13 protein-coding genes and 1 pseudogene are annotated in these 15,015 nt (G+C 64.0%); 11 read left to right on the top strand and 3 right to left on the bottom strand.

Annotation, left to right across the window (positions count from 1 at the left end; translation table 11 throughout):
- From E4487_RS10585 to E4487_RS10555, 7 genes and pseudogenes are all read left to right on the top strand, one after another.
- Positions 1–235 (top strand): annotated as a pseudogene (locus E4487_RS10585) (aspartate aminotransferase family protein); the annotation flags it as partial.
- 132 nt (positions 236–367) lie between these two features.
- Entirely contained in the window at positions 368–1,465 is a 1,098-nt protein-coding gene (locus E4487_RS10580; protein ID WP_037050251.1) for a polyamine ABC transporter substrate-binding protein, read from the top strand.
- A 68-nt stretch (positions 1,466–1,533) separates the two neighbouring features.
- Complete coding sequence (locus tag E4487_RS10575; RefSeq protein ID WP_175253304.1) at positions 1,534–2,628, top strand: polyamine ABC transporter substrate-binding protein; 1,095 nt, start codon at positions 1,534–1,536, stop codon at positions 2,626–2,628.
- 69 nt (positions 2,629–2,697) lie between these two features.
- Positions 2,698–3,789, top strand: a complete 1,092-nt coding sequence (locus tag E4487_RS10570; protein ID WP_037050248.1) for a polyamine ABC transporter substrate-binding protein — start codon at positions 2,698–2,700, stop codon at positions 3,787–3,789.
- 54 nt (positions 3,790–3,843) lie between these two features.
- On the top strand, positions 3,844–4,998 hold the full coding sequence (potA, locus tag E4487_RS10565) for a polyamine ABC transporter ATP-binding protein (protein ID WP_037050245.1): 1,155 nt from the start codon (positions 3,844–3,846) through the stop codon (positions 4,996–4,998).
- Positions 4,999–5,021: 23 nt separating this feature from the next.
- Positions 5,022–5,903 carry an ABC transporter permease subunit gene (locus tag E4487_RS10560; protein ID WP_167494398.1) on the top strand — a complete coding sequence of 294 codons (882 nt, stop codon included), beginning with the start codon at positions 5,022–5,024 and terminating at the stop codon, positions 5,901–5,903.
- Positions 5,900–6,790 (top strand): ABC transporter permease subunit, encoded by an 891-nt coding sequence (locus tag E4487_RS10555; RefSeq protein WP_037050240.1) that lies wholly within the window; start codon positions 5,900–5,902, stop codon positions 6,788–6,790. The genes E4487_RS10560 and E4487_RS10555 overlap by 4 nt, the downstream gene beginning before the upstream one ends.
- A 116-nt stretch (positions 6,791–6,906) precedes the next feature.
- On the opposite strand, the gene E4487_RS10550 is transcribed toward E4487_RS10555, so the two are convergent.
- On the bottom strand, positions 6,907–8,271 hold the full coding sequence (locus E4487_RS10550; RefSeq protein ID WP_150607608.1) for an inorganic triphosphatase: 1,365 nt from the start codon (positions 8,269–8,271) through the stop codon (positions 6,907–6,909).
- A gap of 112 nt (positions 8,272–8,383) precedes the next feature.
- Between E4487_RS10550 and E4487_RS10545 the strand changes: the two genes are divergently transcribed.
- From E4487_RS10545 to argA, 4 genes are all read left to right on the top strand, one after another.
- On the top strand, positions 8,384–9,061 hold the full coding sequence (locus E4487_RS10545) for a TIGR00153 family protein (protein WP_037050237.1): 678 nt from the start codon (positions 8,384–8,386) through the stop codon (positions 9,059–9,061).
- Between the two features lie 38 nt (positions 9,062–9,099).
- The gene (locus tag E4487_RS10540; protein ID WP_037050236.1) at positions 9,100–10,368 is read left to right on the top strand and encodes an inorganic phosphate transporter; all 1,269 of its coding nucleotides are present in this window, start codon (positions 9,100–9,102) and stop codon (positions 10,366–10,368) included.
- A gap of 69 nt (positions 10,369–10,437) precedes the next feature.
- Complete coding sequence (argE, locus tag E4487_RS10535; protein WP_175253303.1) at positions 10,438–11,604, top strand: acetylornithine deacetylase; 1,167 nt, start codon at positions 10,438–10,440, stop codon at positions 11,602–11,604.
- Positions 11,605–11,670: 66 nt separating this feature from the next.
- Positions 11,671–12,969, top strand: coding sequence for an amino-acid N-acetyltransferase (gene argA, locus E4487_RS10530; RefSeq protein WP_037050234.1), 1,299 nt, complete (start codon positions 11,671–11,673; stop codon positions 12,967–12,969).
- Between the two features lie 56 nt (positions 12,970–13,025).
- Here the strand turns inward: argA and rmf are convergent, their stop codons facing one another.
- Both rmf and gshA read right to left on the bottom strand, forming a co-directional pair.
- Complete coding sequence (gene rmf / locus E4487_RS10525) at positions 13,026–13,217, bottom strand: ribosome modulation factor (RefSeq protein WP_037050232.1); 192 nt, start codon at positions 13,215–13,217, stop codon at positions 13,026–13,028.
- A gap of 128 nt (positions 13,218–13,345) precedes the next feature.
- Positions 13,346–14,926 carry a glutamate--cysteine ligase gene (gene gshA / locus E4487_RS10520; protein ID WP_047588517.1) on the bottom strand — a complete coding sequence of 527 codons (1,581 nt, stop codon included), beginning with the start codon at positions 14,924–14,926 and terminating at the stop codon, positions 13,346–13,348.
- Positions 14,927–15,015: the final 89 nt, after the last annotated feature.

Here is a 15,015-nt window from a genome sequence, read left to right as displayed (position 1 = left end):
GCTCGGCGCCATCGAACTGGTGCAGGACAAGGCGACGCGTACCCGTTACCCGGGTGACAAGGCGGTGGGCATGATCTGTCGCGGCCACTGCTTTAATAACGGTCTGATCATGCGCGCCGTGGGCGACACCATGATTATCGCGCCGCCGCTGGTGATCAGCCAGGCGGAAGTGGACGAACTGGTGGAAAAAGCACGCAAGTGCCTGGATCTGACTTTGCGTGACCTGTCGGTCTGAAAAAGCCGCAGTCACGGAAAGTTGTCAGCGGTGCCATGACCTTGCCAGACTGCGCCAGAGCGCGTTGGCCAGCCTGATTCGAGCGGCTTGCGCGACGTCTGGAATACCGACACAACAACAGGAGCTGTACGCATGAAAACATTCGGCAAGACCCTTCTCGCGTTGTCCCTGACCGCGGCCGTGGCTGGCGCTGCTCAGGCTGACGACAAAGTGCTGCATGTCTACAACTGGAGCGATTACATCGCCGAAGACACCCTGGCCAATTTCGAGAAGGAAACCGGCATCAAGGTCGTCTACGACGTCTTCGACAGCAACGAAGTGCTGGAAGCCAAGTTGCTGGCCGGCAGCTCCGGTTATGACGTGGTGGTACCGTCCAACCCCTTCCTGGCCAAGCAGATCAAGGCTGGCGTATTCCAGAAGCTGGACAAGTCCAAGCTGCCGAACTGGTCGAACCTGGACAAGGACCTGCTCAAGGCCCTGGAGCCGAGCGACCCGGGCAACCAGTACTCGATCCCCTACATGTGGGGCACCATCGGCATCGGCTACAACGTCGAGAAGGTCAAGGCCGTGCTCGGCGCCGACGCTCCGGTCGACTCCTGGGACCTGGTGTTCAAGCCGGAGAACATGGAAAAGCTGAAGTCCTGCGGCGTTTCCTTCCTCGACTCGCCGACAGAAATTCTGCCGGCCGCGCTGCACTACCTGGGTTACGCCCCGGATAGCAGCAACAAGGACGAGCTGAAGAAGGCCGAGGAACTGTTCCTCTCCATCCGTCCTTCGGTGGCTTACTTCCACAGCTCCAAGTACATCTCCGACCTGGCCAACGGCAACATCTGCGTCGCCATCGGTTACTCGGGTGACATCTACCAGAGCAAGGCGCGCGCCGAAGAAGCGAAGAACGGCGTTGAAGTCGGCTACAACATCCCGAAAGAAGGCGCGGGTTCCTTCTTCGACATGCTGGCCGTACCGGCCGATGCGAAGAACGTCGAGGAGGCGCACACCTTCCTCAACTACCTGATGAAGCCGGAAGTGATGGCCAGCATCACCAACTACGTGCAGTTCCCCAACGGCAATGCCGCGGCCACGCCGCTGGTGGACGAGGCACTGCGCACCGACCCGGGCGTCTACCCGACTCCCGAAGTGCTGAAGAAGATCTACACCTTCCCGGATCTGGCGCCTGCCGTGCAGCGCACCATGACCCGCAGCTGGACCAAGATCAAGTCCGGTCGCTAAGCAACGAAGCAACGCCGCCTGGCGGGTTCGCCCGCCAGGCACTCAAAAAAGCCCGAAGAGGAAACGTTATGCGTCGTTCTACCCTGCTGGCTGGCCTGATCGCCGCCGCCCTCGGTATGTCCGTAGCTCAGGCAGCCGATCGCGTGGTCAAGGTCTACAACTGGTCCGACTACATCGCGCCAGACACCATCGCCGATTTCGAGAAGGAAACCGGTATCAAGGTGGTGTATGACGTTTTCGATTCCAACGAAACCCTCGATGGCAAGCTGGCCACCGGCCAGAGCGGCTACGACGTGGTGGTCCCGACCAACCACTTCCTGGCCAAGCAGGTGCGTGCCGGCACCTACATGAAGCTGGACAAGTCCAAGCTGCCCAACCTGGTCAATCTCGACCCGACCATCATGAAGAACCTGGCCGCGGGTGACCCCGGCAACGAATACTCGGTGCCCTATCTCTGGGGTACCAATGGCATCGGCCTGAACGTGACCAAGGCGCGCGCCGTGCTTGGCGAAGACGCCCCGCTGGATTCCTGGGAGCTGCTGTTCGATCCGAAGTACGCCGAGAAGCTCGCCTCCTGTGGCATCGCCCTGCTCGACTCGGGCGACGAAGTGCTGCCGCAGATGGTCAACTACCTGGGCATGTCGCCGCACACCAAGAAGCGCGAAGACTACGAGAAAGCCTACGAGCAGATGATGAAGGTGCGTCCTTACATCACCTACTTCCACAGCTCCAAGTTCATCTCCGACCTGGCCAACGGCAACATCTGCGCCGCGTTCGGCTATTCCGGCGATGTGCTGCAGGCGGCCGATCGCGCCGAAGAGGCCGGCCGCACCGACGAGATCGCCTACATCATTCCCAAGGAAGGCACCGCCATGTGGGCGGACCTGCTGGCGATCCCGAAGGACTCCAAGAACGTCGATGAGGCGCACGCGTTCATCAACTACCTGCTGCGTCCCGAAGTGATCGCCAAGATCAGCGATTACGTCGCCTACGCCAACCCCAACAGCAAGGCCACCGCGCTGGTCGACGAAGACGTGCGTAACAACCCCGGCGTCTATCCCAGTGCCGAGGTCATGGCCAAGCTCTACGTCGCCGAGGAACGTCCGCGTGACGTGCAGCGCTGGCTGACCCGCGACTGGACACGAATCAAGAGCGGTCGCTGATCGTCGGAAGATTTTCCTATAAAGTGCCGCGCCTTTTTCCGGGCGGCACACAAAAACGAGGATGAAACTGTGCGAGTTACCCTGCCCAAGTCTCTGATCGCCCTGGCGGCTTCCGCCTTCTGTGGTGTCACCCTGGCCCAACCTTCGGTGCACATCTACAACTGGAGCGACTACATCGGCGAAGAGACCCTGGCCAAGTTCGAGGCGAAAACCGGGATCAAGCCGGTCTATGACGTCTTCGACTCCAACGAAACGCTCGAAGGCAAACTGCTGGCTGGCCGTAGTGGCTACGACGTGGTGGTGCCCTCCAACCACTTCCTCGGCAAGCAGATCCGCGCGGGTGCCTTCCAGCCGCTGGATCGCGCCAAGCTGAGCAACTGGGACAACCTCGATCCGGCCCTGCTCAAGCAGCTGGAAACCAACGACCCGGGCAACCAGTATTCCGTGCCCTATCTGTGGGGCACCAACGGCATCGGCTACAACGTCGAGAAGGTCAAGGCCACTCTGGGCATCGACGAGATCGACTCCTGGGCCGTGCTGTTCGAGCCGGAGAACATCAAGAAGCTGAGCGAGTGCGGCGTCGCCTTCCTCGACTCCGGCGATGAAATGATCCCGGCCATGCTCAACTACCTGGGCCTCGACCCCAACAGCACCAAGGCCGAGGATTACGCCAAGGCCGAAGCCAAGCTGCTCGAAGTGCGTCCTTACGTCACCTACTTCCACAGCTCCAAGTACATCGGCGACCTGGCCAACGGCAACATCTGCGTGGCGGCAGGTTTCTCCGGTGACATCCTGCAGGCTGCCGACCGTGCCGAAGAAGCCGGCAAGGGTATCGAGATCGCCTACAGCATTCCCAAGGAAGGCGCCAACCTCTGGTTCGACATGATGGCCATCCCGGCCGACTCCGCGAATGTCGAGCAGGCCCACGCGTTCATCAATTTCCTCCTCGAGCCCGAAGTGATCGCCGAAGTCAGTGACTACGTCGGTTACGCCAACCCCAACGTTAAGGCGGGCGAGCTCATGGATCAGGAGGTTCGCAACGACCCGTCCGTGTACCCGCCGCAGGCCGTACTGGACAAGCTGTACATCTCCGCTGAATTGCCAGTGAAGGTACAGCGCCTGATGACCCGTACCTGGACCAAGGTCAAGTCGGGTCAGTAATCGTTTCCAGCCCGGCCGCAGGGGCCGGGCACAATCTTCCGGGAGTTTTCCTAAATGGCTGTTGCCTCCAGCGCCTACAAAAAAGCCCTCGAGGGGGATCAGACACCGAAAGAGGTGTTGGTCAAAATCGATCGGGTGACCAAGAAGTTCGATGAGACAGTAGCAGTCGACGATGTATCGCTGACCATCAACAAGGGCGAGATCTTCGCCCTGCTGGGCGGTTCGGGTTCGGGCAAGTCCACGCTGCTGCGCATGCTCGCGGGCTTCGAGCGGCCCACCGAGGGGCGCATCATTCTCGATGGCGTGGACATCACCGACATGCCGCCGTACCAGCGGCCGATCAACATGATGTTCCAGTCCTACGCGCTGTTCCCGCACATGACCGTGGCGCAGAACATCGCCTTCGGCCTGCAGCAGGACAAGCTGCCCAAGGCGGAGATCGACGAGCGCGTCAGCGAGATGCTCAAACTGGTGCACATGACCCAGTACGCCAAGCGCAAGCCGCACCAGCTCTCCGGTGGCCAGCGTCAGCGTGTGGCCCTGGCCCGCTCGCTGGCCAAGCGGCCGAAGCTGCTGCTGCTCGACGAACCCATGGGCGCGCTGGACAAGAAGCTGCGTTCGCAGATGCAGCTGGAACTGGTGGAGATCATCGAGCGCGTGGGCGTGACCTGCGTGATGGTGACCCATGACCAGGAAGAGGCCATGACCATGGCCCAGCGCATCGCCATCATGCACCTGGGCTGGATCGCCCAGACCGGCAGCCCGGTGGATATCTACGAGACCCCCACCAGCCGTCTGGTGTGCGAGTTCATCGGCAACGTCAACCTGTTCGAAGGGCAGATCACCACCGACGAAGCCGACCACGCGATCATCGACTGCCCGCACGTGGACAAGCCGATCTACATCGGTCACGGCGTCAGTACCCGTGCCGAGAACAAGTCGGTCAGCTACGCCCTGCGCCCGGAAAAGCTGCTGATGGCCACCGCCCTGCCGGACGACCACGAGCATCCCGAGTACAACTGGAGCCATGGCCACGTCCACGACATCGCCTACCTGGGCGGTCACTCGGTGTACCACGTCAAGCTCACGTCCGGGCAGGTCGTGCAGTGCTTCATCGCCAACGCCGAGCGCCGCGGCAAGCGTCCGACCTGGGATGACCCGGTGGTGGTGTACTGGGAAGACGACAGCGGCGTGGTACTGCAATCATGAAACCGAGCAAACTCCTGCGCTATCTGCCCAGGGGGCGGCATGCCGTGATCGGCATACCCTTCCTGTGGTTGTTCATGTTCTTCCTGCTGCCCTTCATCATCGTGCTGAAGATCAGTTTCGCCGAGGCCGACGTCGCGATTCCGCCCTATACGGAAATCTACGAATGGGCGGACGGCAAGCTGACGTTGCTGCTGAACTTCGGCAACTACATCTTCCTCACCGAGGACGCACTCTATCTGTCGGCCTACCTGGGCTCGCTCAAGGTCGCGTTCTTCAGCACCCTGCTGTGCCTGCTGATCGGCTACCCGATGGCCTATGCCATCGCCCGTGCGCCGAAATCGCAGCAGACCGTGCTGCTGCTGCTGATCATGATGCCGACCTGGACCGCGATCCTGATCCGCGTCTACGCCTGGATGGGCATCCTCGGCAACAACGGCCTGCTCAACAGCCTGCTGATGGGAATCGGCCTGATCGACTCGCCGCTGCAGATCCTCAACACCAACATCGCCGTCTATATCGGCGTGGTGTATTCCTATCTGCCGTTCATGATCCTGCCGCTCTACGCCAACCTGGTGAAGCATGACCCCAGCCTGCTGGAAGCCGCTTCCGACCTGGGCTCGAGCAACCTCAACAACTTCTGGCGCATCACCGTGCCGCTGTCGAAGAACGGCATCATCGCGGGCTCCATGCTGGTGTTCATTCCGGTGGTCGGCGAGTTCGTCATCCCCGAACTGCTTGGCGGTCCGGAGACCCTGATGATCGGCAAGGTGCTGTGGCAGGAATTCTTCAACAACCGCGACTGGCCGGTGGCTTCCGCCCTGGCGGTGGTGATGCTGGCGATCCTGATCGTGCCCATCATTCTGTTCAACCGTAACCAGGCCAAAGAACTGGAGGGCCGCCCATGAAGCGTTTCAGTTTCTCCAGTCTGATGCTCTGGGCGGGCCTGGTGTTCATCTACCTGCCGATGGTCATCCTGGTCATCTACTCGTTCAACGCCTCGCGTCTGGTCACCGTCTGGGGTGGCTGGTCGGTGAAGTGGTACGTCGGCCTGCTCGACAATACCCAGCTGATGAACTCGGTGATGCGCTCGCTGGAAATCGCCTGCTACACCGCCATCGCGGCGGTGGCGCTGGGCACGCTGGCGGCCTTCGTGCTGACCCGTATCACCCGCTTCAAGGGGCGTACGCTGTTCGGTGGCCTGGTCACCGCACCGCTGGTCATGCCGGAGGTGATCACCGGTCTGTCGTTGCTGCTGCTGTTCGTGCTGATGGCGCAACTGATCGGCTGGCCGATGCAGCGTGGCATGACCACCATCTGGATCGCCCACACCACCTTCTGCTCGGCCTACGTGGCGGTGGTGGTGTCGTCGCGTCTGCGTGAGCTGGACCTGTCCATCGAGGAAGCGGCCATGGACCTCGGCGCCAAGCCATGGAAGGTGTTCTTCCTGATCACCGTGCCGATGATCGCGCCGTCGCTGGCGGCGGGGGCGATGATGTCCTTCGCCCTGTCGCTGGATGATCTGGTGCTGGCCAGCTTCGTCTCCGGTCCGGGTTCCACCACGCTGCCGATGGAGATCTTCTCCGCCGTGCGCCTGGGGGTGAAGCCCGAGATCAACGCGGTGGCCAGCCTGATCCTGCTGGCGGTGTCCTTCGCCACCTTCCTGGCCTGGTTCTTCAGCCAGCGTGCCGAAGAGAAGCGCAAGAAGGCCCTGCAGCAGGCCATGGACGAGACCGCCAACAGCGTCAATCCGTCCTGGCAGCAGGTAGTCGACAGCCGTCGCAGCGACAGCTGAGCCTGGTGCTGAAATGAAAAACGGGCCCTTCGGGGCCCGTTTTTCATGGGGAGCGGCAGCGCTTCAACGGTGACGAAGGGCTCGCCGGCAAAGCGCCTGCCACAGGGGTGTGGCGGTCATTTCACCAGCGCTTTCCAGGCCTTGAGGCTTTGCACGACCTGAGTCTGGGTCATGCGCAGCTGGCGCTGTTCGTCGTCCAGGGGTTGCAGGGCCAGCCCCTGCAGCTTGCTCAGCTCGCCGTAGAGGCGGTCGACCTCGGCGACGTCCAGCACGCCGCGCGCCAGGCGCAGCCAGACCAGCAGGCGCTCCAGGCGTGGCATCTGTTCGGCCAGGTCTTCCGGTTGCTGCTGGTAGCGGCGCAGTTGCAGGGCCGCCCCTTCCTCGGCCAGCAAGGTCGGCAGCCAGCTGCCCAGGGCCGCCTTGCCCTGGCGCTCGCCCCGTGCATTGCGCGCCGCCGTCCAGCTGCGTTGCAGCAGCCAGTACGACAGCTTCAGCGACAGCAGGCCCCAGCGGCAGCCGTCCAGCTCGGCGGCGAACAGGGCCGGCGCGTTGCGGCGCATGCTGTCGTCGTTCTGCCCGGCAGCCAGGCGCGGGCGCCAATCATCGAGCAGGCTGTCGAGTGCTTCGCGCAGCTCCCGCGAGCTGGCGCGCGGGGCGGCCTGGCCGAGACTGGCGAGCAGGGCGCGCAGGTCGACCAGTTGCTCCAGCCACTGCTGCAGCAGGCTCCAGTGGCCGTTCCAGCGGTACTGCTCGGCCAGGCGCTGGCTGGCGCCGAGCAGGTGCCAGGCCAGCGCGGCGACGGTGTCGTCGAGGCTCATCTCGGCATCCAGCGCGGGCGCAGGCAGGCTCAGGCTGTAGCTGCCGGCATCGAACAGGCGATAGCCGCGCTCGGCCTTGCTGATATCGCAGGGCATCAGCGGCAGGTCGGCGGCCAGCTCGCAGGCCAGCTCCAGCAGCGCGGCCGGCTCGCCCTGGCGCAGCTCCAGTTCCAGCTCGCAGATTTCCTCTTCACCCTCGCCAGCCAGCACCTTGCCCAGGTCCAGCGCCGCTTCGATGACCACCTTGGCCTTGCCGCGGCCCCAGGCGATTTCCGCCTTCTCGCGCACGAAATCGGTGGTGAACAGCGGCTGCAGGCTCTTCTTGTCCAGCTCGGCCAGGCTGGCGGGCCAGCAACTGTCATCGAGCTTGCTCAGGTCGAGCTTGGCCTTGCTCAGGTACCAGTCCCACTCGTTGCGTTCGGACAGGCCGGCGACGCTCTGTCCACGTGATTTCAGGGTCTGGATGAACTGTTCGCCGTCACGCCGCAGGCGCAGCGCGACCTTGGCGGCGGCCAGGTCACGCGCTGGCGTGTCGTAGTACTGGTTGAACAGTTCGACGCGTTGCCAGCCGCTCTTGTTGCGTTTCTTCAGCAGCGGGTGTTCGCGCAGTGCGGCCAGGGTGGCGCGGCTGGCACGCAGTTTGATTTCGGTTTCTTTGACCATGGTGGAGAGCTAGATAGCCTTTTATGAAAATGTGACAGACCGATGACGCGCGCTGGCGGATGACGAAGTCGGTCCCTATACTTGCGGCCTTCTCAAAACGGGGGCTTACCCTATGCCTATCAATCCCTTTGTCAGCCTGTTCGGCCGTTCACCCATCGGCCCCATGCAGCAGCATATCGCCAAGGCCCACGAGTGCGCGGCGAACCTGGTGCCCTTCTTCGAGGCCGTGATGGCCGAAGACTGGACCAGGGTTGAACAGGTACAACAGGAGATGTCCCGGCTGGAGCACGAGGCGGACAAGCTGAAGAAAAGCGTGCGCCTGCATCTGCCCAAGAGCCTGTTTCTGCCGGTGCCGCGCTCGGACCTGCTGGAGCTGCTCAGTGTACAGGACAAAGTCGCCAACCGTGCCAAGGACATTGCCGGCCTGATGCTTGGCCGTCAGATGAGCATTCCGCAGGCACTGCAGCCGCTGATGGCTTCCTACGTGCAACGCAGCGTCGATGCCAGCGCCCAGGCGCTGAAGGCGATGAACGAACTGGATGAGCTGCTCGAGACCGGTTTTGCCGGGCGTGAAGCGGTGCTGGTGGAAACCCTGATCGAAGAGCTCGGCAATATCGAAAACGATACCGATCGTCTGCAGATCGAGGTCCGCCGCAACCTGTTCAAGCTGGAGAAGGACCTTCCCCCGGTCGATGTGATGTTCCTCTATCAGATCATCGACTGGATCGGCGATGTCGCCGACCGTGCCCAACGAGTGGGCAACCGACTGGAACAACTGCTGGCGCGCTAAGCGCCAGTGTCCTTTCTGGGATCTACGGATAATTCATTATGTCTCTGATTGCGGACTACGGGCTGGTTCTGCTCGTTCTTGCCTGCCTTTTCGGTTTTTTCATGGCCTGGGGTGTTGGCGCCAATGATGTCGCCAATGCCATGGGTACTTCGGTCGGCTCACGTGCGCTGACCATCAAGCAGGCGATCCTCATCGCCATGGTCTTCGAGTTCGCCGGTGCCTACCTGGCCGGCGGTCAGGTGACCGAGACGATCAAGAGCGGCATCGTCGATGCCTCGATGATCAGTCCCAACCTGATGGTGCTGGGCATGATGTCCGCGCTGCTGGCGGCGGGCACCTGGCTGCTGGTCGCATCGACCAAGGGCTGGCCGGTGTCGACCACCCATTCGATCGTCGGCGCGGTGATCGGCTTCGCCGCGGTCGGCGTGTCGATGGATGCCGTGCACTGGGGTGGCGTCGGCCCGATCGTGGCCAGCTGGGTGATCTCGCCGGTGCTCTCCGGGGTGGTGGCGTTCGGCGTGTTCATGAGCGTGCAGAAGCTGATCATCGACACCGAGACGCCCTTCGCCAACGCCAAGCGCTACGTGCCGGTGTACATGTTCCTCACCGGTTTCATGGTGTCGATCATGACCGTCACCAAGGGCCTCAAGCACGTCGGCCTGCACCTGAGCGGCGGCGAAGGCTTCCTGCTCTCGGCCGGTATCGGTGTGCTGGTCATGCTGATCGGCATCGCCCTGCTGAGCCGCATCAAGATCGACGTTGAGGCTGACAAGAGCTTCCACTTCGCCAGCGTCGAGAAGGTGTTCGCGGTGCTGATGATCTTCACCGCCTGCTCCATGGCCTTCGCCCACGGCTCCAACGACGTGGCCAATGCGGTCGGTCCGCTGGCAGCCATCGTCGGGGTGATCCAGAGTGGCGGCGAGATGGTCGGCGCCAAGGCGGCCCTGCCGGCCTGGGTACTGTTGCTGGGTGCGATCGGCATTGTCGTCGGCCTGGCCACCTACGGTTACAAGGTAATCGCCACCATCGGCAAGGAAATTACCGAGCTGACCCCCAGCCGTGGCTTCGCCGCCGAATTGGCGACCGCCACCACCGTGGTCGGCGCCTCGGCCATCGGCCTGCCGGTGTCCACCACGCACACGCTGGTCGGCGCCGTGCTCGGCGTGGGCATCGCCCGGGGTATCGGCGCGCTGAACCTGGGCGTGATCGGCAAGATCTTCATGTCCTGGCTGATCACCCTGCCGGTCGGCGCCGCGCTGTCGATCTTCTTCTTCTTCATCCTGCGCGGGCTGTTCGGCGGCGTCTGATTCGGCGCCGGCGGTTTCCCCTGAGGTTGGATGCTCCTATGATGGGAGCTCCGACCCAGGAGAGCGCCGATGCCCTTGCCGTCCTTTCAGGAGCAGTTCGCCGCGTTGATTGCAGCGCCCTCGGTGAGCTGTACCCAGCCGAACTGGGACCAGACCAACGCACCGGTGATCGACCTGCTCGCCGCCTGGCTGAGCGATCTCGGCTTCCGCTGCGAGACCCAGCAGGTCGCGCCGGGCAAATTCAATCTGCTGGCCAGCTATGGCAGCGGTCCTGGCGGCCTGGTGCTGGCCGGGCACAGCGACACCGTGCCTTTCGACGCAGCGCTGTGGCAGAGCGACCCGCTCAAGCTGACCGAGGTCGGCGACCGTTGGGTCGGTCTCGGCAGTTGCGACATGAAGGGTTTCTTCGCCCTGGTCATCGAGGCCGTTCGGCCGCTTCTCGAACAACCTTTCCAGCAGCCGCTGCTGATTCTCGCCACCTGTGACGAAGAAAGCTCCATGGCCGGCGCCCGTGCCCTGGCCGATGCCGGCCGGCCGCTGGGCCGGTCGGCGGTGATCGGCGAGCCGACGGGGTTGAAGCCCATCCGCCTGCACAAGGGGGTGATGATGGAACGCATCGACATCCTCGGGCAGAGCGGCCATTCCTCCGACCCTGGCCTTGGCCACAGTGCGCTGGAGGCCATGCAGGACGTGATGGGCGAGCTGCGCGCCCTGCGTGCGCAGTGGCAGCGCGAGTTCAACAACCCGCAGTTCGGCGTGCCGCAACCGACGCTCAACCTGGGCTGCATCCACGGCGGCGACAACCCCAACCGTATCTGCGGGCAGTGCGCGCTGGAGTTCGACCTGCGCCCGTTGCCGGGCATGGACCCGGAGGCTCTGCGCGAGGCGATCCGTGGCAAGCTGCAGCCGCTCGCGCTCAAGCATCAGGTACGCATCGACTACGGGCCGCTGTTTCCCGCCGTGCCGCCGTTCGAGCAGGCTGCGGATGCGGAGCTGGTGCGCGTGGCCGAGCGATTGACCGGACATGCGGCGCAAGCGGTGGCATTTGGCACCGAGGCGCCTTATCTTCAACACCTTGGCTGCGAGACCCTGGTGCTTGGCCCGGGCGACATCGACTGTGCGCATCAGCCCGGGGAACACCTGGCACTCTCCCGTATCGAACCTACGGTGACACTGCTGCGCCAACTGATCCAACACTATTGCCTGATTCGGAGTGAAGACGTGCAGCGACGATGAGCGGACCTCTCGAACCGAACATGGCGGGTGATTTCCGCCCTACGTCTCGACGCTAACGGATTTGTCATGCACGACTACGTCAACTGGCTACGCCACGCTTCGCCCTATATCAATGCTCACCGTGACTGCACCTTCGTGGTCATGCTGCCGGGGGAGGGCGTCGCCCACCCGAACTTCGCCAACATCGTCCACGACCTGGTGCTGCTGCACAGCCTCGGCGTGCGCCTGGTGCTGGTCCACGGCTCGCGCCCGCAGATCGAGACACGCCTGGCCGCGCGTGGCCTGACCCCGCACTACCATCGCGACCTGCGCATCACCGATGCGCCGACCCTGGAGTGCGTGATCGATGCCGTCGGCCAGCTGCGCATCGCCATCGAGGCACGCCTGTCCATGGACATGGCCGCCTCGCCGATGCAGGGCGCACGGCTGCGCCTGACCAGCGGCAACTTCGTCACCGCGCGGCCAATCGGCGTCGTCGACGGCATCGACTACCACCACACCGGCGAAGTGCGCCGCATCGACCGCAAGGGCATCAACCGCCAGCTCGACGAGCGCAGCATCGTGCTGCTGTCGCCGCTGGGCTATTCGCCCACCGGGGAGATCTTCAACCTGGCCTGTGAGGACGTCGCCACCCGCGCCGCCATCGACCTGGGGGCGGACAAGCTGCTGCTGTTCGGCGCCGAGGACGGCCTGCTCGACGAGGCGGGCAAGCTGGTGCGCGAGCTGCGCCCGCAGCAGGTGCCCGCGCACCTGACGCGCCTGGGCGGCCACTACCAGGGCGAATTGCTCGACGCCGCTGCCCAGGCCTGCCGGGGTGGCGTGAAGCGCAGTCACATCGTCAGCTACGCCACCGATGGTGCCCTGCTCAGCGAACTGTTCACCCGCACCGGTAACGGTACCCTGGTTGCCCAGGAGCAGTTCGAGTCGCTGCGCGAGGCGAGCATCGAGGATGTCGGTGGCCTGATCGAGCTGATCAGCCCGCTGGAGGAACAGGGCATTCTGGTGCGTCGCTCGCGCGACGTGCTGGAGCGCGAGATCGAGCAGTTCAGCATCGTCGAGCGTGAAGGGCTGATCATCGCCTGTGCGGCGCTCTACCCGATCGCCGATTCCGACTGCGGCGAGCTGGCCTGCCTGGCGGTCAATCCGGACTACCGCCATGGCGGTCGCGGTGACGAGCTGCTGGAGCGGATCGAGGCGCGGGCACGGGCGCAGGGGATCAAGACCCTGTTCGTGCTCACCACCCGCACGGCGCACTGGTTCCGCGAGCGCGGTTTCCAGCCGAGCAGCGTCGAGCGCATGCCGACGGCGCGCGCATCGTTGTACAACTACCAGCGCAATTCCAAGGTGTTCGAGAAGGCGTTGTAACCCGCAACGCCGCGACCGCTGGGAACGGCTTCAGTTACCAGCTCGAGAGGCGTCGATCAGGCGCTGTGCTGCTGCAGGCGCATCTGTTCATGGCCGTCGTCCCAGCCGGCCTCCCAGGCGGCGGCGGGGATTTCGTCGGGGTAGGGTTGGCGGTTTCTGGCCTGGCCGGTAAGGCCGGCCATATAGCCTTGCTGGTAGGCCTTGGTCAGGCTTTCCAGGCTCCATTGCGGCGTGGCTTCGTCGGCCATGGGGCGCTGCTCGTCTTTCGTCCGTTACCCGGCAATGCTAGCTGGCCGGGCGGCCTGCAGTGTGGCCGCCCATCCCGGCTTTTGCTCCGCTGGTTGGCTTTGTGACGCAGTCGACTATTGCCGTTTCGTTACACCGCCAGTGCCAGGATGCTCGCCTGGTAGGCGGCGACGAACGCGTCGAAGTCGCCAGCGGGCTGCGCTTCCAGCTCGGCCTGCTCGGCCAGCGAGTTCTGCGCGGCCTGCTCGAAGGCAGCCTGCTGCCCGGCGTCGAGCGGCTGGGCGCGGAAGTACTCGGCGTGCTGCAGGCTCTGCTGCAGGGCGAACTCGGCGAAGCTGGTGCCCTGGCGCAGGATCGCCAGCACCTGCGCCGACGGCGTCAGCTCGACATCCGCGACCTTGGCCTGCTGATGGGCCAGCGCCTCGACATGGGCCTGGCTGTCCTGGCTGCGGTCGAGCAGCTCGGCCAGCGGCAGGATGCGCTCGAGCAGTTCGCCCGCCCAGGCCTTCAACTCCACCGAGCGCCCCTGGCGCTGCAGGTGCAGGCCGGGACGACGTCCTTCCTTGACCACCTTGAGGAAGTTGCGGGTGCAGTCGCCGCACTCGCCGTTTTCCAGCAGCGGGCTGTCTTCCAGTGCACAGAACAGCAGGAAGGCGTCGATGAAGCGCGCTTGCGCCACGTCGATGCCCAGCGGCAGGAAGGGGTTGATGTCGAGGCAGCGCACTTCCACGTACTGCACGCCACGGCTGGTCAGCGCCTGGATCGGGCGCTCGCCGCTGTGGGTGACGCGTTTCGGGCGGATGCTCGAGTAGTACTCGTTCTCGATCTGCAGGATGTTGGTGTTCAGCTGCAGCCACTCGTCGCCACGCTTGGTGCCCGCCTCGACGTAGGCCGGGTAGGGCGTGCCGACCGCCAGGCGCAGGCTGTCGGTATAGCTGGCCAGGTCGTTGTAGCACGGCGTCAGGCCGGACTGGGCGCTGCTCTGGTAGCCCAGGTCGCTCATGCGCAGGCTGGTGGCGTAGGGCAGGTACAGGGTGCTGGCGTCCAGCTCCTGCAGCTGGTGCGGGCGACCGCGCATGAAGCCCTTGTCCAGCGCCGGCGAAGCACCGAACAGGTACATCAGCAGCCAGCTGTAGCGACGGAAGTTGCGGATCAGCGCGATGTAGCGCGCCGACTGGTAGTCACGTGCGCTCAGCGTGTCGCCTTCGGCCTGCTGCTGCAGTTGCCACAGGCGCTCGGGCAGCGAGAAGTTGTAGTGAATGCCGGCGATGCACTGCATGGTCTTGCCGTAACGCAGGGCCAGGCCCTTGCGGTACACGTACTTGAGGCGGCCGATGTTGGAGCTGCCATAGCGGGCGATGGGAATGGTCGCCTCGTCCGGCAGGGCGCAAGGCATCGACGGGCTCCACAGCAGTTCGCTGCCGAGCTTGTCGTAGGCGAAGCGGTGGATACGTTCCAGCTCGCCCAGGGTCTCGGCCGGGTCGGCGGCCGTTCCGGTGATGAACTCCAGCAGCGACTCGGAGTAGTCGGTGGTGATCTGCGAATGGGTCAGCGCCGAGCCCAGCGCTTGCGGGTGCGGCGTCAGGGCCAGTTGGCCGTCACGGTCGACGCGCAGGCACTCGCGCTCGATACCGTGCAGGCACTCACCCAGCAGGGACAGGTTGGCCGGCTCGCCGAGCTGGGCCAGGCGGCGGGAGAGAAGATCGCTCAAGATGCAATTCCTAACTGGGCAGTCGCCACAATATGGGGATCGCCCCCGCACTCTGCAAGGGGCACAGTTTCACCCACAGTAGACGAGTT

The sequence above is a fragment of the Pseudomonas sp. BMW13 genome, from assembly GCF_013357275.1.
Lineage (GTDB): Bacteria > Pseudomonadota > Gammaproteobacteria > Pseudomonadales > Pseudomonadaceae > Aquipseudomonas > Aquipseudomonas khazarica.
This window is presented reverse-complemented; position numbering and strand designations above follow the sequence as displayed.